Origin of the sequence: Mailhella massiliensis, assembly GCF_900155525.1 — a bacterium.
Lineage (GTDB): Bacteria > Desulfobacterota > Desulfovibrionia > Desulfovibrionales > Desulfovibrionaceae > Mailhella > Mailhella massiliensis.
Genome location: NZ_LT706951.1, coordinates 680,803 through 701,652 on the forward strand (window position 1 = coordinate 680,803; position 20,850 = coordinate 701,652).

The 20,850-nt window shown below is 63.7% G+C and carries 15 protein-coding genes; 13 read left to right on the plus strand and 2 right to left on the minus strand.

Features of this window, described 5'->3' with window-relative positions; translation table 11 throughout:
- Positions 1–149: 149 nt before the first annotated feature.
- On the minus strand, positions 150–2,915 hold the full coding sequence (locus CZ345_RS08740) for a dynamin family protein (RefSeq protein ID WP_077072751.1): 2,766 nt from the start codon (positions 2,913–2,915) through the stop codon (positions 150–152).
- A 994-nt stretch (positions 2,916–3,909) separates the two neighbouring features.
- The gene (pyk, locus tag CZ345_RS08750) at positions 3,910–5,331 is read right to left on the minus strand and encodes a pyruvate kinase (RefSeq protein WP_077072753.1); all 1,422 of its coding nucleotides are present in this window, start codon (positions 5,329–5,331) and stop codon (positions 3,910–3,912) included.
- A gap of 524 nt (positions 5,332–5,855) precedes the next feature.
- Here pyk and CZ345_RS08760 point away from each other — a divergent pair.
- The 13 genes from CZ345_RS08760 to CZ345_RS08820 all read left to right on the plus strand — a co-directional run bounded on the left by CZ345_RS08760 (position 5,856) and on the right by CZ345_RS08820 (position 20,742).
- Positions 5,856–6,335, plus strand: coding sequence for a division/cell wall cluster transcriptional repressor MraZ (locus CZ345_RS08760; RefSeq protein ID WP_077072755.1), 480 nt, complete (start codon positions 5,856–5,858; stop codon positions 6,333–6,335).
- Between the two features lie 12 nt (positions 6,336–6,347).
- Complete coding sequence (gene rsmH, locus CZ345_RS08765; protein ID WP_077072756.1) at positions 6,348–7,379, plus strand: 16S rRNA (cytosine(1402)-N(4))-methyltransferase RsmH; 1,032 nt, start codon at positions 6,348–6,350, stop codon at positions 7,377–7,379.
- Positions 7,376–7,681, plus strand: coding sequence for a hypothetical protein (locus CZ345_RS08770; protein WP_077072757.1), 306 nt, complete (start codon positions 7,376–7,378; stop codon positions 7,679–7,681). Before rsmH ends, CZ345_RS08770 begins: the two co-directional genes overlap by 4 nt.
- Before the next feature lie 4 nt (positions 7,682–7,685).
- Entirely contained in the window at positions 7,686–9,851 is a 2,166-nt protein-coding gene (locus CZ345_RS08775; RefSeq protein ID WP_083717280.1) for a penicillin-binding protein, read from the plus strand.
- A 4-nt stretch (positions 9,852–9,855) separates the two neighbouring features.
- A complete protein-coding gene (locus CZ345_RS08780; RefSeq protein WP_077072758.1) occupies positions 9,856–11,367 on the plus strand; it encodes a UDP-N-acetylmuramoyl-L-alanyl-D-glutamate--2,6-diaminopimelate ligase in 1,512 nt (503 codons plus the stop codon).
- Complete coding sequence (locus CZ345_RS08785) at positions 11,364–12,758, plus strand: UDP-N-acetylmuramoyl-tripeptide--D-alanyl-D-alanine ligase (RefSeq protein ID WP_239446668.1); 1,395 nt, start codon at positions 11,364–11,366, stop codon at positions 12,756–12,758. The genes CZ345_RS08780 and CZ345_RS08785 overlap by 4 nt, the downstream gene beginning before the upstream one ends.
- Entirely contained in the window at positions 12,748–13,830 is a 1,083-nt protein-coding gene (mraY, locus tag CZ345_RS08790) for a phospho-N-acetylmuramoyl-pentapeptide-transferase (RefSeq protein WP_077072760.1), read from the plus strand. Before CZ345_RS08785 ends, mraY begins: the two co-directional genes overlap by 11 nt.
- An 8-nt stretch (positions 13,831–13,838) precedes the next feature.
- Positions 13,839–15,158, plus strand: a complete 1,320-nt coding sequence (murD, locus tag CZ345_RS08795; protein ID WP_077072761.1) for a UDP-N-acetylmuramoyl-L-alanine--D-glutamate ligase — start codon at positions 13,839–13,841, stop codon at positions 15,156–15,158.
- Between the two features lie 93 nt (positions 15,159–15,251).
- Entirely contained in the window at positions 15,252–16,382 is a 1,131-nt protein-coding gene (ftsW, locus tag CZ345_RS08800; RefSeq protein WP_077072762.1) for a putative lipid II flippase FtsW, read from the plus strand.
- Between the two features lie 4 nt (positions 16,383–16,386).
- Positions 16,387–17,499, plus strand: coding sequence for an undecaprenyldiphospho-muramoylpentapeptide beta-N-acetylglucosaminyltransferase (murG, locus tag CZ345_RS08805; protein ID WP_077072763.1), 1,113 nt, complete (start codon positions 16,387–16,389; stop codon positions 17,497–17,499).
- Positions 17,500–17,513: 14 nt separating this feature from the next.
- A complete protein-coding gene (murC, locus tag CZ345_RS08810; RefSeq protein ID WP_077072764.1) occupies positions 17,514–18,899 on the plus strand; it encodes a UDP-N-acetylmuramate--L-alanine ligase in 1,386 nt (461 codons plus the stop codon).
- Positions 18,896–19,819 carry a UDP-N-acetylmuramate dehydrogenase gene (locus CZ345_RS08815; RefSeq protein ID WP_077072765.1) on the plus strand — a complete coding sequence of 308 codons (924 nt, stop codon included), beginning with the start codon at positions 18,896–18,898 and terminating at the stop codon, positions 19,817–19,819. Before murC ends, CZ345_RS08815 begins: the two co-directional genes overlap by 4 nt.
- Positions 19,807–20,742, plus strand: a complete 936-nt coding sequence (locus CZ345_RS08820; protein ID WP_077072766.1) for a cell division protein FtsQ/DivIB — start codon at positions 19,807–19,809, stop codon at positions 20,740–20,742. The genes CZ345_RS08815 and CZ345_RS08820 overlap by 13 nt, the downstream gene beginning before the upstream one ends.
- The last annotated feature ends 108 nt before the right edge of the window (positions 20,743–20,850 follow it).

A 20,850-nucleotide genomic window follows, 5' to 3' on the forward strand; every position in this document is an offset into this window, starting at 1 on the left:
CCTCTCCTCCCACGGCTCGCGGCTGCCCTGCCGTCACGGGACGTCGGGGGAGAATATCTCCCCCGAAAAACGCTTTCTTCTCCCCTCCGCTCCGGCGGGGTGCGGGGCATCGCTCCGCCCGCCTTTCCCGCCTTTTCCCACTTCCCGCCTCAGCTCCGGGCCGGGGCTTCGCCGCCCGGCGGGAGGCAGAGGGCCTTTTCCAGGTCTCCGGCAAGGCGCAGGGTATGTTCGGCACGGGCGGAGACGCCGGCACGGATTTTCCCGAGCACCTCAAGATAGGTACGCATGGCGGAAGCCTCTTCGGCGAGCACGGCAAGGGCGGGCACGAAGCCTTCGCTCACGGCTCTGCCGTAGGCGGCGGTAAGTTCCTCCATGTTCTGGTTGAGCAGTTCCTCAAGGCGGGCGCGCTGTTCCTGCACCCATTTACGCACGGCCTCTTCCTTGCGTTCCATGAAGATACGGCGGCAGCGGGAAGGGTTGCCCAGCTTCATCAGCGTCCACACAAGGCTTCCCACCACGGCCACGGGCAGCACGGCCCACCAGCCCATGTTCCCGAGCACGATGCCGAGGCCCACACCGCCGCCGCGGCGTATGGCCATGCCCACGGCCACAAGGCCCATCTTCTTCATGAGCGAGGAAGCGTTGACGAGCCAGCGTTCCCGTTTAAAGGGCACCTCGCTCATGGACTGCAGGTCCACGTCGTCCACGGCCACGGCCTCAAGGCAGAGCACGGAAATCTCGCGCATACGTTCGCCGAACTGACGCAGCTTTTCGTTCCAGTCCTTCTGCACGTCGCGGCGTCCGGCAAGCAGTTCTTCCAGCGATTCCCGCGCGATGCGCGGCACGTCCTCCTCGTCGAAGCTCTTCCAGTTCTTCTGGCGGAACATGCCGGTATAGCCCAGGGAATCGGCATGGCGGTTTGCGGCGTCCATGATGCGCAGCACAATGGTTTCCTGCCAGGAATCCAGCGCCCGTTCCTGTTCCTTGCGCCAGGCATCCATATCCACGGAAGCGGCGCTCGCCACGGACCACACCTGAGAGGAACAGCTCTGCATCACGCTTTCCAGCCGCTGCACATGGGCATGAAGAAGCTCTTCGTGGCGGATATCCGGCAGGCGGCCGAGTTCCCTTTCCCGCACCTTCTGCGCCTCTTCCCGGGCAAGGGCGGCAATGGCCGCGCCCCGTTCCCGGATGCGCTCATCGCGAGTATGCGCGTTCTTCGTTTTTTCCGAAGCGGCCTTTTCCACCAGCGCGCACAGACGGCGGAAATCTTCCGCTCCTGCACGGCCCGCAAGGCGCTGCTCCATGGCCTCGCGCGCGTTCACTTCCAGAAGGCCGAGCACCTTCATGCCGCAGGAAGCGGCGCTTTCCATGAGCAGCTTCGCCCGCGCCATGGCGTCGGCCCTGCTCTGCCTTTCATTGAGTCTGTCCACGCCCGTCACCACGCCGATGACGGAAGCGGCCCTGCCGGAGCGGGCAAGCTGACGCAGCAGCTCCTGTTCCGAGGCCGATTCCGGCCTGCGCGCGTCCATGACGAAGACCAGACAGTCCGCGGCAAGGCACTCTTCAAAGGCCAGCACGTTCTGGACCGGGTCGGTGGCGTTGAGACCGGGGGTATCCACGAGCACAAGGCCGTGCCGCAGAATGTCCGCGGCAAGTTCCACTTCCACGCGGGCGGAAAAAAGGCTGCCCTTCTCTTCTGCGGAAAGGAAGGAACGCAGCTCCTCGGGGGACTGAATCCTCCTCTCGCCGTGTTCTCCCACGTTTTCCCGCAGCGCGGCGATGCGTTCGGTAAACGCGCCTTCTCCCCCTTCCGCCGAAAAATATTCGCCTATGCGGGCGCACTCCTCGCCGCTCAGAAAATGCACGACGCCGGAAAACTCCTCTCCCCAGCGGAAACGCGCCACCGCCGCCGTTTCCGGCACGGATTCGCGCACCGGGGAATATTCCCCGGCAAGCAGCGCGTTGACCAGAGAACTCTTGCCGCGCTTGCCCTCTCCGAGCACCACCAGCGTATAGGGCTGCTCCGCCATGAGATGACGGAAATCGCCGAGAGCGCGGGCCGTTTCCAGCGCGCCCGCATCCATGGCGGCCCTTTCCATGGAAAGGGAAAGTCCGGCCGCCTTTTCAAAGCCCGGGGCAACGGCAAAATCCTCCTCGCGGGGAGAAAACAGGGCGAAAAGGCGCTGCGTGCGCAGTTCCCGCAGATAACGGGCCGCGCCGCCGTACTGATTCATGGCCAGAGAGGCCATGTCGGTACAGGCCGCGCCCGCTTCGGAAAGCATGGTGGAAAGCGCCGCAATGGTGGGGGAAAGAAAACTCTTTCTGGGGCTTCTGCGCTGGGCCACGCCCCCTTCCATCACCACGCGGGGCTGCTCCTCCTTCGGCGCGGGGCGGAACAGCGCGCGCCACCCCTCCACGGAAGGCATGTTGTGCATCCCCCTGCCGGGTTCGGGCAGAGCCGCGCGCGGAGCCTGCCCGGCAGGTTCCGCAACGGCGGCATAGGAGGAGGAAAGGGAACGCACCGCGTCGCGGTAAAGGGCGGCCTTCTCCGGGCCGAGGGCGGCGATGGCCGGGGCAAGTTCCCTGTCGGCGGCAAAATGCTCCGGGGGCAGGGGGGCCTGGAGAAGCGCGGCGTGAAAATGCGTCTGCAAAACGAAAAAGCGGCGCTCCGCCTCGGAACGGGCGTATTCGCTCACCAGAACGTCGAGATTCGGGGCGAACACGGCAAAGAACGCTTCGGAAGCCCTGCTCCACGCTTCGGCGGAAAGTCTGCCCCGCTCCTGCGCGGCGGAGGCGAGAAGAAGAATGAGCCTGTCTTCGGAAGAAAGCCCGGGCGGCTCGGAGCCCGGAAGCTGCGGCATGATGTCCGCAGCCGTCACGGCAGGTTCGATAGTCTCAAGATGTTTTTCCATAGCACGCTTCCCCGGGGTCTGGAGGAGGGAGGCCGGAACGCCGGCGGGATTCCGTTTCCGAGAGTAACCATTCCCCGTGCGCCGGGCAAGAGAGCTTTCTTCAAAGCGCCCTGTCCGCGCACAGGAGTCCGCAGCGCATCGGCATACGGCATGTATGCGGAAGAAAGGCCTCCGGCACGCCGTTGCAGCGCAGCCATGCCCTTTTCCGACGCAACACCGTGCCCGCGCGCCCTTCTTCGGAAAGAAAGCGCATCCGGCCGCAGCATTCCCGGCCGCACGGCGCAGCAACATGCCTGCGTTTCAAAGTAATCATGGTTCAGAGTACGCCACTTTTTCCTGGGAGTCCATGGCCTCCGCACGCTTTGCATGAAGGCCCCCTCCCGGAACGCCGCCGGAAGGCAGGGGAAAGGCCGTCCCTGTCCGCGCGAGGAACACGACGACACGGGCGCAGCCTCCCCTCTCCGCGGCCATGCCGAAGGCGCTCTCCTGCGGGCCATGGACGCTCTTTCACGAAAGAACTGCGGCACTCCGCCTGCGCCTTTTCCCTGCATCGCGGGGCGCCCTGCAAAACTCCGGGGAAAACGCTCCCCTGGCGCGGTCTCTCCCTGTTCCGACCCGCCGGTCCATGTTCCGCCTGTGCCGTGCCAGCGTCTTGCCGACATCCCTCTCCGCACCGCCCTGGTTCTTCCCTCCCCAACCGCAGGTCAGCCTTCGCATACGCCGTGCCGCTCCGGCAGTCTCGCGCCCCGCCCCTCTCCGCCTGCGCCTGTACCCCGCCCGGCCCTACCGCAGAAGTTCCCCTTTCCCCGGCCCTGTTTCCCCGTTTTCTCCCCTTTGTATGGAGACCGCCGGGCCTTGCCCAAAAGCCCTCTCCCCTCCGCGTCTTCTTCCCTCTCCTGAAAAGAACCGTTCCGTTGCCCCGCCCTGCGCACGTTAAACAAAAGGAGCCGGACTCCCGAAGGAAACCGGCTCCCTGCAAAGGCGGAAGAACAAACTACTTGTGGTAGATCTTCACCAGGTTGGTACGGCGGCGCATTTCGCCGGGAGCGTATTCACCGGCGGTGATGACCACGTCCTTGCCCATGGGGAACTTGTTGCTGGTGGCAATGAAGTTCTGCACGCGGCGCAGGTGGGAAATGCTGCTGTCGTTCACGGGAATGCAGTACGGCTGCACGCCCCACACGAAGTTCAGGGCATGTTCCACCATGGAGTTGGAGGTCAGCGCATAAATGGTCTGGCTGGGACGGCATTCGGCGAGCATACGGGCCGCGCCGCCGGTGACGGAGTGGGCCACGATGGCGCAGGCGTCTTCGGTTTTGGCCAGCAGGCAGGCGGTATAGGCGAGGAAGCGGGAAGTGTCGCCCTCATCCCTGGGAGGTTCAAGCTTGCGGGTGGCGAGCATGTAGTTTTCCGCCTCATCGGTAATCTTGCGCATGTAGCGCACGGCTTCGATGGGGTAGTTGCCCGCGGCCGTTTCGTCGGAAAGCATGACGCAGTCGGCGCCGTCGAGCACGGCGTTGGCCACGTCGGTCACTTCCGCACGGGTGGGCACGGGGGTGTTCACCATGGAAAGCAGCATCTGCGTGGCCACGATGACGGGCTTGCCCGCACGGTTGCAGGTGTGGATGATGTGCTTCTGCAGGGCGGGCAGTTCGGGCATGGGGCATTCCACGCCGAGGTCGCCGCGCGCCACCATGACGATGTCGGTGGCGGCCACGATGGCGTCAAGGTTCTCCACGGCGGCGTTCTGGCGTTCCAGCTTGGCTACCACGGGGATGTCGTCGCGGCCGTAGGAATGCAGCAGCGCCTTGATCTGATGCACGTCTTCCACGGTCTGCACGAAAGAAATGGCCACGGCGTCCACGCCGAGTTCCATGCCGAGGGCCAGCTTTTCGCGGTCCTGATCGGTGATGGCGGGCAGGGCCAGAGACTTGCCGGGCAGGGCCAGACCCTTGCGGGAGGAAATCGCGCCGCCTTCCTGGGCGACCATGATGAAGCGTTCGTCCTCCACCTTTTCCTCAATGCAGAAGCGCAGGCCGCCGTCGGCGAGCACGAGGGTGTCGCCGGGAACAAGGGCGGAAAGAATGCGGGGATGGTCGAAGGGAATGAAGGGCAGGTCTTCCTTTTCCCTGCGCTCACGGCCGAGGGTGAGCTTGTCGCCGCGATGCAGTTCGATGCGGCCTTCGGGCAGAATGCCGATGCGGATCTTGGGACCGGGCAGGTCCTGCATGATGGTCAGAGGACGGCCGCATTCCTTTTCAATCTCGCGGATGTTGGAAACCACTTCCCGGAAGAAATCCGGGTCGCCGTGGGAAAAGTTCAGACGAAAGACGGAAACGCCCGCATCAGCCAGCTGAGCAAGCTTTTCCCGGTCGCAACTGGCAGGACCGACGGTGGCAACAATCTTGGTACGCATATGCACTTCCTTAAAAAACGAATGACAGACTTGCCCTGTTGAAGAAAAAACCCGCATTTCTCCCGGCGTCCGTCGTTGTTCGGGCAGTCTGCCCCTTTTTCGGAAAAAAGTCGAGAGGCGAAGCCCCTCGGGCATGACATCATGGAGAGGGAACGCTGTCAATCCCAAAGTGGCGCAACGCCCGGCGGGAGCCGCCGCGCGGCCCGGCCTCGGGGAAAAAATCCCGCTCCCGCAAGGGGGAAAGCGAAGGCGTCTTTCCCCTGCCCTGCGCCTCCCCCGCCGCGACTTTTCTTTCTCCCGGAGAAAAGTTTCTCCCCCTTTTTCCCACCGCGCCGCGCACGCCCCCGGCGCAGGCCGCATGTTCGCCCTTTTCCGCACCCTGCCCCTTCGGCCCCCTTTTTTGTAACACTTCTGATTTTTCTTGTGATATTCGCCTGTTGTTCCACTTCATCTCCTCTGCGGCCTTGACAGTTTTTCGTTTATGGGCAAAAAGTGGGGAAAAGTGGCACAAAGTGGAAAGAGCTATGGTTTTCAGAGGAAGGTTCTCCCGCAACCTCGACCAGAAAGGCCGTCTGACGCTTCCGCCGGAACTGCGCGCCGCCTTCCCGGCGGATGACGCTGCAGGGCCGGATGCTTCAGGCTCGTCTTCCTGCGCCTTCGTGCTCACCACCTACGACGGCTGCCTCGTGGCGTTCTCCTGGAAGGACTGGACGGAGCTTGAAGAAAAATTCATGCGCATCCCCAACCCTTCCCCGCGGGTGCGCGCCTTCCGCCGCCTGGTCATAGGCGGGGCGGAAAGGCATGTGCCCGACGCCCAGGGCCGCATTCTGCTTTCTCCCGATCACCGCGCCTATGCCGCTCTGGAGAAGGAGGCCACCATTCTCGGTCTTGTGGACCGTTTTGAAATATGGAATCCCGCCGCGCTCCGGGCTTCCATGGCGCCGGAAAATCTGGAAGGCGTCACGGAAGAACTGGCGGCAAGCGGCATCGACTTTTCCCTCTAGCCCCTTCGCGCCATGCCTCATCGTCCGCAATCCGCATCTTCCGTCACCGCCGAGAATGCAAAACATGTTTCCGTGCTTCTTCCCGAAGTGCTGGAGGCTCTTGCTCCGCGCCCCGGCGGCCGTTATCTCGACGGCACCCTGGGTCTTGCCGGGCACTCCTCCGCCCTCATGGAAAAAAGCGGCGGCAAGGCCTTTCTCTGCGGGCTGGACAGAGACCCGCAGGCCCTTTTGCGCGCGCAGAAGCGCCTTGAACCCTACGGCGATCACTGCCGCCTGTTTTCTCTGGAATACGCATCCTTCGCCGACGCGCTGGACGCGCTCGGGTGGGAAAACGTGGACGGCGCGCTTCTCGACATCGGCGTGTCCTCCCTTCAGCTCGACGTTGCGGAACGCGGCTTCTCCCTGCACGGCGACGCGCCGCTCGACATGCGCATGGACATGGGCGGCCTTTCCCATGAGGGAAGGGAACCCTGGACGGAGTCGGCCCATACGGTGGTGAACATGGCGGACATGAACACCCTGCGCCGCATCATCGAAACCTACGGGGAAGACCCGCAGGCGGCGCGCATCGCCCGGGCCATCGTGGAAGAGCGGCAGAAAGCGCCCATCGAGACCACGGGCCGCCTTGCCGACATCGTCTGGCACGCCTACCCCGCCAAATGGCGCGAAACGGCGCGCAACCATCCGGCCACGCGCACCTTCCAGGCCATACGCATGGTGGTGAACGACGAACTCGGCCAGCTCGAACGCTTTCTCGACGCCATTCTGCCGCGGCTTGCCGTGGGCGGAAGGCTTGCGGTCATCACCTTCCATTCTCTGGAAGACCGCATCGTCAAGCAGCGTTTCCGCACCTGGAGCAGCGACTGTCTGTGCCCGCCGCACCTTCCGCGCTGCGTGTGCAACCATCACGCCGAGGTGCGCCTGCTCACGAAAAAACCCATCGTTCCGGGAAAGGACGAACTTCTCATCAACCCGAGATCCGGCAGCGCGAAGCTTCGCGTCGTGGAGAAACTGCCGCCGTTCAAGAAGGAGGAGCTGTCATGAATTCGCACACCGCCACGCTTGGTTCCGGGGGCTGGTTCCTCATGCTCATCGTTTCCATCCTGTTCAGCCTCATCATGGGCGTCGCCCTCACCTGGCTGAGCATCGACAGAAGCGATACGGCCTACACCATCCAGAAGATGCAGCGGCAGACGGATTCCGCCCGCGCCCACGTCGCCAAGCTGGAAGTGGAACGCGACAGTCTCCTTTCGCCCTACGTTCTCGGAAAAACCGCGGAACAGCTCGGCATGAGCATGGCCGATCCCGGCCAGATACGCCGCATCAACGCAGGCAGGAACAAATAGCCCCATGCGCCCGAACAGCTCTTCCTCGTCGTCGTCCCGGCTGTCGGGGCGGCGACGCGCCAATCGCCGTCTTCCCTCCAGTCAGCCCTCTGCCGCCTCCGGCAAAGGGCTGTTCTCGCGCATACGCGCGCGCTGGCTGTGGCTGCTCGGGCAACGCTTCCACTATGCGGCGGCCATCTTCATCGTCTGCTGGCTGCTTCTGTGGTTCCGCGCCTTCGAGGTGCAGGTACTGCTCGGCCCGGTGTACAGCGACATGGCCGAACGCCAGCATACCTATACCGAAGTCATCGAAGGGGCGCGCGGCAGCATTCTCGACCGCAACGGCCGCGTGCTGGCCCGCAGCGTGGCCTGCCAGTCGGTGTACGCGAACCCCCGCGTCATGGAAGACATCAACGACGCGGCCGAACGCCTCGCCCCCATTCTCAAGAGAGATACCGCGGAACTTGCCGCCACCTTCCGCAAGAACAAGGCCTTCATCTGGCTGGCCCGCAAGGTGGACGACGCCACCGCCACGGCCATTCAGAAGGAAGGCATTCCCGGCATCGGCCTTTCGCGCGAGTTCGAGCGCGTGTATCCCTACCGGCACCTGGCCGGGCAGCTTCTCGGCTTCGTGGGGGTGGACAGCCACGGCCTCGAAGGCGTGGAACTCGCCTACGACGACAGGCTGCGCGGCACCAGCGTGAAAAGCCGCGTATCGCGCAACGCCGCCGAGCAGATTCTGAACCAGAAGGAAGAAGCCGCGGACCAGCGCGGGGAGGACATCACCCTCACCATCGACGTGCAGGTGCAGTTCATCGCCGAAGACGTCATTGCCGACGCGGTGCGCTCCTCGGGCGCGCGCTGGGGCGGCGTGCTCGTTTCCGAGGTGGCGAGCGGGGAAATCCTCGCCTGGGCGCAGTACCCCTTCTTCAATCCCAACAACTACCGGGAGGCAAGCTCCACCATCTACCGCAACCGCCTTGCGGGCGACGGTCTGGAACCCGGTTCCACCTTCAAGCCGCTGGTCATGGCCACCGCGCTGGAGGAAAAGCTCGTCACGCCCGACACCAAGATTTTCTGCGAAAACGGCGTGTGGCGCACCCGCTACGCGCCCATACGCGACGATACCCACGCCTACGGCGAACTCACGGCCACGGAAATCATTTCCCGTTCCAGCAACATCGGCATGGCCAAGATAGGGCTCATGCTGGGCGCGCCCAAGATGCATTCCTACCTTTCGCGTCTGGGCTTCGGTCAGAAAACGGGCATAGGCATTCACGAAAGCCGGGGCATTCTGCGTTCCCCGCGCGACTGGAGCGAGCTCGACCTCATGTCCACCTCCTTCGGGCAGAGCCTTTCGGTCACGGGCATCCAGATGCTTCAGGCCTACACCATTCTGGCCGACGGCGGGGAGTTCAGGCCGCTCAGTCTGGTCATGAACGAACCGGGCCGGGGCGAAATCGCCTCGGGCCAGCGCATCTTCTCCAAAAGAACCACGCGCACCGTGCTCAAGATGATGGAGGAAACCGTAGACGGCAACGGCACGGGCACCCGCGCCCGCATTCCCGGTCTCCGGGTGGCGGGCAAGACGGGCACGGCCCAGAAGGCCGACCATTCCGGCCGCGGCTACAGCAGAAAGCGCCTTGCCTCCTTCGGCGGCATCGTTCCTGCGGACGAACCGCGCTACGTCATCTACGTCATGCTCGACGAACCCACCACCACGGGGTACGGCGGCGCCATCGCCGCGCCCGTGTTCCAGAAGGTGGCCTCGCGCACGCTGGCCTACAACGGCTATCTGCCGGACGTGACCTTCGCCATGGCCGAGCAGGCAAAGGAACGGGCGCTCACCCCCGCCCAGAGGGAACAGCGCAAGAAAGACGCCATCTACCTCGCCAACCTTGCCAAGTACCGCGCGGAAAAGGCCCGCAAGGAACGCGAACGCGCCCAGAAAATGGCCGGCAAGGTCATTGCGGACAACACCCTCATGCCCAATCTTCAGGGGCTGACCCTCAGAAAAACCATAGAAACCTGCGTGGCGCGCGGCATCATTCCCACCATGGAGGGCAGCGGCACCTTCGTTCTCAGGCAGAGCCCGGCCCCGGGCAGCCGCATCAGCGAAGACAGCACCTGCACCGTGTGGCTCACCGACACCCCGCCCGATTCCGAAAACACCTCCGCGGCAAAGGAGTAAATCCATGCGCATCACCCCTGCCCAGCTCTGCGAAGAACTCCGCACCAGCCTTCGCAATATTCAGACCGATTCCCGCCTTGTGGAACAGGGCGACGTGTTCGTGGCCCTTCCCGCCGCCGTTCCCGGAGAACGCAGCAAAACGGCGGCGCACATCCGCATGGCGCTGGAAAAAGGCGCCTGGGCGGTGGTCGCGCCCGCCCGCAGCGTGGAGAGGATGAACCTCAAGACCAAGGGCGACAAGGATCACGCCTGGCTTCTGTGCGAAGATTCCCGCGCCATGCTCGGCACGCTGGCCGCCGCGCGCTTCGGCACGGAAAAAAGCGACGTGCCGGTCATCGCCGTCACGGGCACCAACGGCAAGACCACCTGCGCCTACCTGCTGGAACATCTCTACAAGTCCAGGGGCATTCCCGTGGGCGTGATGGGCACCATAAGCTACCGCTGGCCGGGGCATGTGGAGGCCGCCCCCCTCACCACGCCGGGCTGCCTCGCCCTGCACCGCGCCATGAAGGACATGCGCGACGCGGGCGCAAAGGCCGTGATCATGGAAGTTTCCTCCCATGCCGTGGATCAGAAGCGCATCGCGGGCATCAACTTCAGCGCCGTGGCCTTCACCAATCTCACGCAGGACCATCTGGACTATCACAAGACCATGGAAAACTACTTCCAGGCCAAGCGCGCGCTTTTTGCGGATTTTCCCCTGCGCCGCAAGGCCATGGTCATCACCAACGACGACCCGTACGGCCACAGGCTGCTGGAGGAATTTCCCCAGGCCCTGGGCGTGGGCATACGCACCCCGCTTGCGAACCGCCCCTTCCTGCTGGCCGACGTGCGCCGCGCCGATACGGAAGGCCTCTCCCTGCATTTCTACTGGCAGAAGAACCGCGAGGAGCGGCTCGACTGGGTGCTGCACAGCCCGCTCATCGGCCTGCACAACGCAAACAACCTGTGCACGGTGTGCGGCCTGGCCCTCAGCATGGGCTTTTCCGTGGAAGATCTCAAATGCCTTTCCCGCTTCACGGGGGTTCCGGGCAGGCTTGAACGCATCGTCGTGCCTTCCGCCACCTGGATGGCGGGCGCGCAGACCGGCGTGTTCGTGGATTACGCCCACACGCCCGACGCCCTCATCCATGTGCTCAAAACCCTGCGCGCCGCGCGCTTTGCCCGCCTCATCACGGTGTTCGGCTGCGGCGGCGACAGAGACCGCACCAAGCGCCCGCTCATGGGCGAAGCCGTGGCGGAAATGAGCGACATCGCCATCGTCACTTCCGACAATCCCCGCACGGAAGACCCGGAAGCCATCATCGACGACATCATGCCCGGTCTGGAAAAAGCGCGCCACGTCTACCGCGAGGCCGACCGCCGCAAGGCGCTCGAGCTTGCCGTGGGCCTGCTGCGGCCCGGCGACGCGCTGCTCGTGGCGGGCAAGGGGCATGAAGACTATCAGATCATCGGGACCACGAAGCATCACTTCAGTGACCAGGAAATACTCAAGGAGCTGATCTCGTGCAGATGACGCTGGAACAGGCCGCAAGGCACGCACAGGCCACGGTTCTCCACCCTTCTTCCGTCACGCTCACGGGAGCCTGCACGGACAACCGGCAGGCGAAGCCCGGCGACATTTTCGTCGCCCTGCGCGGCGAACGCGCGGACGGGCATGACTTTGCCGAAGCGGCGGTCGGGGCCGGGGCCTCGGCCGTGCTTGCCGAACGCGATCCCTTCGGCGGCAGGCCGGTCGCCCCCGTGCTTCTGGTGGAAAACAGCACGGCCGCGCTCGGGCGCATGGCCCATGCCTGGCGGCTCGCCTTCCCGGGCCGCGTGGCGGGCATCACCGGCACGGCGGGGAAAACGACCACCAAGGAACTGCTGGCCCACATCCTCTCCATGGCGGGCAAGACGGCGCGCAACCGCATGAACCTGAACTCGCAGATAGGTATGCCCGTCTCCATGCTCTCGACGGACGGCGACGAGGCCTTCTGGGTCATGGAAGCGGGCATCAGTCACCCGAACGACATGGACGAACTCGGGCCCGTGCTTCAGCCCGATCTCGCCATCATTCTCAACGTGGGCGCAGGCCACTCTCTGGGCCTCGGCGACAGGGGCACGGCCTACTACAAATCGCGCCTTCTCGCACACCTGGCAGAAGGCGGCATGGCCCTCGTGAGCGCCGATTACGACGACCTTGCGAAGGAGGCCCGCGCCCTGCGCCCCGACACCGTCTTCTTTTCCATTAAAGGAAAGGACGTTCCCTACAGGGCGGGGTATCTCGGACTTGACGAAAACGGCCGGGGACACTACCGTCTGGAACTCGACGGCGAAGAGCTCACCGTGACATGCGCCCTTTCCGGGCCGTACGCGGCGGAAAACATCCTTGCGGCCGCGGCCGCGGCCCGTCTTTTCGGCCTGGATGCGGAAGCCATACAAAAAGGCGTGGAAAGCGCCCCCTTCCCTGCCCAGCGCTTCGCAAAGCACGAAATACCGGGCTGGACGGTCATCGACGACACCTACAACGCCAATCCTCTTTCCGCCCGGCGCATGCTGGAGGCGGCGGCGGAACTTGCGGACGGAAAGGACTTCGTCTGCGTCATGGGCGCCATGGGGGAACTCGGCAGCGTGGCGGAAGAAGAGCACGAACAGCTCGGCAGAGAACTCGCCCGCACGGGCTGCAAGGCCGTGTTCTGGGTGGGCGGCCATGCCGCAGAGGTGGAAAAGGGGCTGAAAAGCCTCGACTTTCCGGGATTTTTCGCCGTCGTGCCCGAACCGGAGGATTTTCTTCCCGCCTTCGGGCGCTGGGAACAGGGCCGGGGCAACGCCCGGAAGGGCCTTGTGATCTTCAAGGGCTCGCGCGTCAACCGTATGGAACGCCTCGTCACTCTTTTCATGGAACGGAAAAACCATGCTCTATAACCTGCTCGTCCCCTTCAGTCAGGATGTCTCCCTGCTGAACGTGTTCCGCTACATCACCTTCCGCTCGGCGGGGGCGCTCATCTGCGCCCTGCTCTTCACCATACTTACCGGGCCGTGGTTTCTGAAAAAGCTTACGGCGCTCAAGGTGGGGCAGCCCATACTTTCCTATGTGCCGGAACATCAGGCCAAGGCGGGCACGCCCACCATGGGCGGGCTGCTCATCATGGCCGGGGCCATCGTGTCCACCCTTCTGTGGGCGGACCTTGCCAACGTGTACATCTGGCTCACCATGCTGGTCTTCGTGGGATTCGGCGCGGTGGGATTCGTGGACGACTACACCAAGATACGCCATCACGAAAACAAGGGGCTCTCCCCCCGCGCCAAGATGCTGGGGCTCATCGTCGTGTCGGTGGTCGCCATAAGCCTGCTGCTCATGGAACCGGCCTATTCCAGCAAGCTTTCCGTGCCGTTCTTCAAACAGTTCATGCCCGATCTGGGCATGTTCTACGTGGTGTTCGCCGTGGTGGTGCTCATCGCCTCATCCAACGCCGTGAACCTCACCGACGGGCTGGACGGTCTGGCCATACTGCCCGCGGTGATGTGCTTCATGGTGTATGCCATCTTCATCTATGTGGCGGGCCACGCCAGCTTCGCCCAGTACCTTCAGGTTCCCGCCGTGCCGGGCGTGGGCGAGGTCACGGTGTTCTGCTGCGCGCTCATGGGCGCGGGCCTGGGCTTTCTGTGGTTCAACTGCTTCCCGGCCCAGGTCTTCATGGGCGACGTGGGTTCCCTCAGCCTCGGCGGCGTGCTGGGCTTTCTGGCCGTGCTGTGCAAGCAGGAACTCATTCTCATCGTGGCGGGCGGCGTGTTCGTCATGGAAACGGTGTCCGTCATCATGCAGGTGGGCTTCTTCAAGGCCACGCACGGCAGAAGGCTGTTCCGCATGACGCCTCTGCACCATCACTTCCAGAAGGGGGAACACCCTCTGCCGGAATCGAAAATCATCGTGCGCTTCTGGATCATTTCCGTCCTTCTGGCCATCATTTCCCTTTCCGTCCTTAAACTGCGCTGAGGTGGGCCATGTCTCTCTTTTCCCTTTCCGGCAGAAGCGTCGCCGTGGTGGGCGCGGGCAGAAGCGGCAGAGCCGCCGTCCGCCTGCTGCATGAGGAAGGCGCAGCGGTGCGCCTTCTGGAAAAGACCCCGGAAAACATGCCTGCGGACTTTTCCGCATGGCTGAAGGAAAACGGTATTCCCGTCCTCGGCGGGGAACACGTTTCCGCCTACTTTGAAGGGGTGGACCTCGTCATTCCCAGCCCCGGCGCGGCGAAAGCCGTCATCGAGCCTCTTCTGTCCGCAGGGGCGGACGGCGCGAAGGCCGGCATCATGGCGGAAACCGAACTTGCCTGGCGACTGCTGGAAGGCGAACCCGTCATCGGCGTTACGGGAACCAGCGGCAAAACGACCACCACGAGCATCATTTCCGCCATGCTGAAGGCACACGGTCTCCGCGTGTTCACGGGCGGCAACATCGGCGTGCCGCTTTCGGAGTATGTGCTCGCCAGAAGGCACGGGGAACCGAGGGCCGACGTGGTGGTGCTCGAACTTTCCAGCTTCCAGCTCCAGACCTGCTCCACCCTGCACCCCCGCGTGGGCGTGCTGCTCAACATTTCCGAAAATCACCTCGACTTCCACAAGGACATGGAAGAATACACCGAGGCGAAGATGCGCCTCTTCTCCCATCAGACGGAAGAAGACATCGCCGTTCTTTCCCCCACGCTCCGCAGCCTGCCGGAAAAGTTCGGCATGAAGGCGCGCGTTCTCTTCCTCACGCCCGGGGCGCATCCCTTCCCGGAAACAAGGCTCATCGGCGCGCACAATCAGAGCAATGCGGAAGCCGCCTTTCTTGCCGTCTCCCCCTTCGGCGTCACGGAGGAAGAGGCGGCGCGTGCCATGCGGGAGTTTGCGCCCATCGCCCACAGGCTCGAACATATCGCGGACATTGCGGGCGTGCGCTATGTGAACGATTCCAAGTGCACCACCATCGAAGCGCTCAAGGTGGCGCTCGCCTCCTTCGAGAGGCCCGTCGTCCTGCTTGCCGGCGGCAAGTTCAAGGGCGGCGATGTGGAAGGCATGAAGCCCCTCCTGGCAAAGCATGTGCGCGCCGTGGCCCTGTACGGCGCCTCGCGCGAGCATTTCGAACCCGCCTGGAAGGATACCGTGCCCGTAAGCTGGGATGAAACCATGGACGAAGCCCTCGCCCGCGCCCGCAGCCTTGCCGAGGAAGGAGACACGGTGCTCCTCGCTCCGGCCACCTCCAGCTACGACCAGTATAAAAACTACCTGGAAAGAGGCGACCATTTCCGCGATCTCGTGCTGCGCATGCAGAAGGAAGAGGCCTGAACCTCGTAAGAGAAGCCCGCTTCCGGCGGGCATTTCCCCCGCGCTGCGGAAAAACTCCCTTCCGGGGAAGACATTCAGAAACAAGGACTGCCCATGAACCTGCGCAAGAAAAAACAGCCCGCTCCCGAACCGGAAATGCCCTTCGGCCCGGTGGACTGGTGGCTGCTCGCCCTGCTGCTTCTGCTTCTGTGCGTCGGCCTTGTGGCGGTTCTTTCCGCAAGCGGGCCCATCAGCCAGCGCACCTACAACGAATCCTACCACTTCTTCCACCGTCAGCTTCAGACCATGCTGCTCGGCGGCATTTTCGTGGCGCTCCTCTGCTGGCTTCCGCGCTCGTTCATCAACAAGCTCCATTACTGGGGCATCGCCACGGTCATCGTGCTGCTCGTATTGTGCCTGCTCATAGGCCCCGTCATCAACGGCGCGCAGCGCTGGCTCGACCTGCACTTCATGATGGTGCAGCCCATGGAGTTCGCCCGCATCGCGCTCGTGATGTACCTGGCCTACTTCATGAGCAGCAAGCAGAGCATGATACGCGAATTCAGCCGCGGCCTTCTGCCGCCCACGCTCATCACCCTGCTCATCTGCGCGCTGCTCGTGCTCCAGCCCGACCTCGGCGGCACCATCATCATGCTGACCATACTCTTCTTCATGTGCCTCGGCGGGGGCACGCGGGGCTGGTATCTCATGATGGTGCTCGTCATCGCCGCCGTGCTGGTGGTCGCGCTCATCATTGTGGAACCCTACCGCTGGGCGCGCTGGACGGCCTACCTCGAACCCTTCGCCAACGCCAGAGGCTCGGGCTATCAGATAGTGCAGAGCCTGCTTGCGCTCGGCAGCGGCGGCATCTTCGGCGTGGGGCTCGGCGGCAGCATACAGAAAACCGTGTACCTGCCCGAAGCCCACAACGACTTCATCATGTCCGTGGTGGGCGAGGAAACGGGCTTTCTGGGCATCACCGTGGTCATGGTGCTGTTCGCGCTCTTCTTCTACCGCTGCTATCGCGTGGTTCTCGGCCAGCGGAACCTGCGCGACAGGCTCACGGCCTACGGGCTCACGCTGGTCATCGCGCTGAGTTTTCTGCTCAACATGGCCGTCATTCTCGGCAACGTCCCGCCCAAGGGCATTGCCATGCCGTTCATCAGTTACGGCGGCAGCAGCCTGCTTGCCAACATGATCTGCGCAGGGCTGCTGCTCAACTATTCACGAACCGTACGGGAGTAGGCGCATGCCTTTTCGCATCATCATCACCACCGGAGGCACGGGCGGGCACATCTTTCCCGCTCTGGCCGTAGCCGAGGCTCTCAGAAAGAAACATCCCGATGTGGAACTGCTCTTCGTGGGCGGCATGTACGGCCCGGAAAAGGAACTCGCCGCCCGGGCGGGCGTTCCCTTCAGGGGGCTTCCGGTCCGGGGCTTTCTGGGCCGCGGCTTCAAGGCCCTTTCCGCAGGCGCGGCCATGCTGGCGGGCGTGTGGAAGGCGCTTTTCATCGTGCGTTCCTTCCGGCCCGACGCCGTCATGGGCTTCGGCGGTTACGCCGCCTTCGCCTCGGTGTTCGCGGCCTGCCTTCTCGGCCGCCCCTGCGCCCTGCATGAGCAGAACGCCGTGCCCGGCGCGGCCAACAGGATTCTCGGCCGCATGGTGAAGCGCATCTGCCTTTCCTGGCCGCAGAGAAGCGACGATCCCTCCTTCCCCCCGGAACGCTGCGTGCTCACGGGCAATCCCATCCGCGCGGGCATCGCCGCCCTCGGAGAAGAAGAAAGGGAAGGCGGCATGAGGCTGCTCGTCATGGGCGGCTCTCAGGGCGCGCGGGCCATCAACAACATGGTCATATCCATGCTTCCCGCCCTGCGGGAGGCAGGCGTCGACATCGTGCATCAGACGGGTGCGGGCGAATACGAAAACGTGCGCCTCGGCTACCTGGAAGCGGGCTTCAGCGCGGAAGAAACGGATGAAATCGTGCGGCCCTTCATTCACGACATGGCCGCGGTCTACGCCTCAAGCACCCTTGCCCTGTGCCGCGCCGGAGCCACCAGCCTTGCGGAACTTGCGGCCACGGGCACGCCTTCGGTGCTCATTCCCTTCCCCTTCGCCGCACACGACCATCAGACGGGCAACGCCCGCGCCATGCAGGATGCGGGCGGCGGCATTCTTCTGCCGCAGAAGGACGCGCAGCGCATGTGCGAGGAAAAAAGCCTTGCCCCCATGCTCATCGACCTTCTCAAGGACAAAAACCGCCTCGCCGCCATGCGCAAAGGCGCGCTTTCCCTGGCGCGGCCGCAGGCGGCAAGCGATGTGGCCGACGAACTGCTCAGGCTCATACCCAACACTCAAAAGTAAGCGTACGGTGATATATGAACAATAAAATCCGCGCCATACACATGATAGGCATCGGCGGTTCCGGCATGAGCGGCATTGCCGAGGTTCTCCTCAACCTGGGCTACAGCGTTCACGGTTCCGATCTTTCCACCGGCGCCACGGTGCAGCGCCTGCGCGCGCTCGGCGCCGTTATCCACACCGGGCACGCGGCCGAAAATCTGGGCGACGCCCAGGTGGTGGTGCGCTCCTCCGCCGTTTCCGACTACAACCCCGAAGTGCAGGCCGCGCGGGAAAGGGGCATCCCCGTGATTCCCCGTGCGGAAATGCTGGCCGAACTCATGCGCCTGCGCACGGGCATCGCCGTGGCGGGCACGCACGGCAAAACCACCACCACCTCGCTCACGGCCTCCATCTTCGACGCCGCGGGTCTGGACCCCACGGTCATCATCGGCGGCCTGTTCAACGCCTACCGCTCCAACGGTCACCTCGGGCAGGGCGAATACCTCATTGCGGAATCGGATGAATCCGACGGTTCCTTCCTCTGCCTCTTCCCCATCATCAACGTGGTGACCAACGTGGATTACGACCACATCGACCACTACGGCACCCAGGAAGCCATCGACGATGCCTTTGCGGCCTTCATGAACAAGGTTCCCTTCTACGGCATGAACGTCATCTGCGGCGACGACCCGGGCGTGCGCCGCCTCATCCCCCGCATCAAGCGCCCCTTCATCACCTACGGCTTCGGCAGGGACTGCCGCATCCGCGGCGAAATCGCGGAATGCGGGGCGATGAGCCGTTTCCATGTCTGGATGCGCGACCGCGACGGGCAGGAAAAGAAGCTTCTTGAAAACGTCACCCTTTCCCAGCCCGGGCGTCACAATATTCTGAACGCGCTCGCGGCCATCGGCGTGGCGCTTCAGGCGGGCATCTCCCCGGAAAAATGCGCCGAAGGCCTTGCGGGCTTCTCCGGCGTGGGCCGCCGCTTCGAGCTCAAGGGCGAAAAGAACGGCATCACCGTCATCGACGACTACGGCCATCATCCCACGGAAATCCAGGCCACCATACGCACGGCGCGCCAGGTCTTCCCGGGGAGGCGGCTCGTCATGGTGTTCCAGCCGCACCGCTTCTCCCGCACGCAGGCTCTGTTCGGAGAATTCTGCCGCACCTTCGAGAACGTGGACAAGCTCTACCTCACGGAAATCTATCCTGCGAGCGAGTCGCCCATTCCCGGCGTGAACGGCGTGAACCTCGCCCTCGGCATACGTCAGTTCTCCAGAACCGACGTCACCTATAAACCCACCTTCGACGAAATCGTGGACGCCCTCGGGGAAGAACTGCGGCCCGGCGACGTGCTCATCACCCAGGGTGCGGGCAGCGTAACCACCGTAGGCCCCCGGGTACTGGAGAACATGGCGTGATCATCACCCCCCGCCCCGCCCTCGCTCCGCTCACCACGCTCCGGCTCGGGGGCAGCGCCCTTGCCGAAATACGGCTGTACACTCCCGAAGACTGCGAACGCCTTCCTCATGCGCTTGCCGAAACGGGGGGGCTGCCCTGCGTGCTCGGCGGAGGGAGCAACCTGCTCATTCACGACGGCGAGCTGCCCATCACCGTGCTCCGGCCCCTTTTCGGGTCGAAGGATGCGGAACCCGAGATTCTGGGAGAAGAAGAGGTGAACGGGGCGCGGCGCGTCCTTTTCCGCGCCGGGACAGGCACGCCCATGCCCCGGCTGCTTGCCTGGTGCGCGAAAAGGGGACTTTCCGGGCTGGAAGGCCTCGTGGGGCTTCCCGGCCGCCTCGGCGGAGCGGTGGCCATGAACGCGGGCGCCTACGGGTGCAGCACGGCCCCTCTTCTGCGTTCCCTTTCCGTTTTCACGCCGGAAAAGGGCCTGCACACCCTTTCCCCCGAAGGCTGGATGGCGCAGTACCGGCATTTTTCCCTTGCCGAACCCTGCGCGTGGTACATGAGCGTTTCCGCCGTGCTTTCCCTTGCGGCGGACGCGCCCGAAGCCGTGCGCGCCCGCATGAGGGAAAACTTCCTGCGCAAGAAGGCGGGCCAGCCCGTGCATGAGCACACGGCGGGCTGCGTCTTCCAGAACCCGGAAGGAGAATCCGCGGGCAGACTGCTGGATCAGGCGGGCATGAAGGGCAGAAGGCGCGGGGCGCTGTACTTTTCCCCCATGCACGCCAATTTTCTGGTGCACGACACGCGCTGCGGCATACCGGGCACGAGCGAAGACGCGCTTCTGCTCATCGACGAGGCAAAACGCGCGGTGCGGAACACCTTCGGCGTGAAGCTTCAGATGGAAGTCAGGGAGTGGCCGCCATGTCCTTCCTGAACCGTCCGAGCCGCCGCAATTCCTACGCCCAGAAGAGAAAGAGCGCCGCGGAAAGCTCCCCGAGGCAGAGAAGAAGCGGCGCGAACCGCAAAAAGACCAGGGAAGCGCCGAAAAAGTCGCGCCGTTCCTCCTCCATGCGTCTTCCCTCCGTGCATGTCAGCGCAAAGGGCTTTCTGCGCCTCATCCGCTGGAGTCTGCTCTTTGCGCTTGCGGGGGTCTTCATCTACAGCGCGGCCGCAGGGCTTGTGAAGGCATGGAACTTCTGCACCACAAGCGCCTACTTCACCATTCAGAACGTGAGCGTCACGGGCAACAGCCAGATAAAGACGGCGGACATTCTGGAAGCGTGCGGCATACGCAAGGGCGAGAACAGCCTGCTGGTGAACGTGCACGAAGCGGAACAGAAGCTGGTTTCCAACCCGTGGATAGAACATGTTTCCATAAGGCGGGAACTTCCCGGATCGTTCGTCATCACCATTAAAGAGCGCGTGCCGCTTTTCTGCGCGCGCAAGGAGAACACGCTCTACTACATCAACGCCCAGGGGCAGATCATCGCGCCCGTAACCACGGAAAACTTCCGTTCCCTGCCCGTGCTGGAAATAGGCCCCGGCGGCGAGGAGGCCCTGCCGCTGGTGGCGCAGTTCGTGGAAGAATTCCGCCATGCGGGGTTCCCCTTTGACATTTCCCAGATTTCATGGATACGATTGAGCGCGGGCGGAGGCTTCGAGCTCTACTGGGAAACACGGCGGCTGCGGCTGAGCATCGGCGTGGAAAACTGGAAGGACAACCTGAAGCGCATCGCCTCGGTCGTTACCGATATTGAAAAGAGAAAGGAAACCGTCATGGTCACCAGCATCCGCGCCGCCGACGGGCAGGTATGGATGACCAAGGCGCAGAACGAACGGGAAGGAAACAGCAACTGACGCGGGAATCCCGTCCCTTTCAGAGTGTTGCGGCACAGGGAGGCAGGCACGTTGTCCGGGAAAAAAATGCTGGACAATGCCGCGTTTTTGTGCTGCTCTTTTCCAGTC